Here is a 583-nt window from a genome sequence, read left to right as displayed (position 1 = left end):
TATTGTTGTCACCGGTGTTGTTTGAACCTGAGTTCGAATTACCTGTGTTGCTATCACCGGTGTTGTTTGAACCCGAGTTCGAGTTACCCGTGTTGCTATCACCAGTGTTATTCGAGCCGCTGTTACTGTTCCCGGTGTTGCTGTCACCAGTGTTATTTGAACCTGAGTTCGAGTTACCGGTGTTGCTATCACCGGTGTTATTCGAGCCGGAGTTCGAGTTACCGGTGTTGCTGTCACCAGTATTGTTCGAACCACTGTTCGAATTACCACTGTTTGAGTTCCCGGTGTTGTTGTTACCAGTGTTATTCGAGCCACTGTTGGAGTTCCCAGTGTTGTTGTTACCAGTGTTATTCGAGCCGGAGTTCGAGTTACCGGTGTTGCTGTCGCCGGTGTTGTTTGAACCTGAGTTCGATTTACCTGTGTTGGAATCACCAGTGTTATTCGAGCCAGAGTTACTGTTCCCAGTATTGCTGTCACCGGTGTTGTTTGCACCCGAGTTCGAATTACCTGTGTTGCTGTCACCAGTGTTATTCGAGCCGGAGTTCGAGTTACCGGTGTTGCTGTCGCCGGTGTTGTTTGAACC

At 48.9% G+C, this 583-nt stretch carries 1 pseudogene; it reads left to right on the top strand.

Going from position 1 to position 583, the window contains the following annotated elements:
• Window positions 1-583: pseudogene (locus ACKTR2_RS09255) on the top strand (hypothetical protein); the annotation flags it as partial.

This window comes from Furfurilactobacillus curtus (assembly GCF_045862785.1).
Classification (GTDB): domain Bacteria; phylum Bacillota; class Bacilli; order Lactobacillales; family Lactobacillaceae; genus Furfurilactobacillus; species Furfurilactobacillus curtus.
Note: the sequence above shows the minus strand (reverse complement) of the source record. Positions and strands in the feature narration are given on the sequence as shown.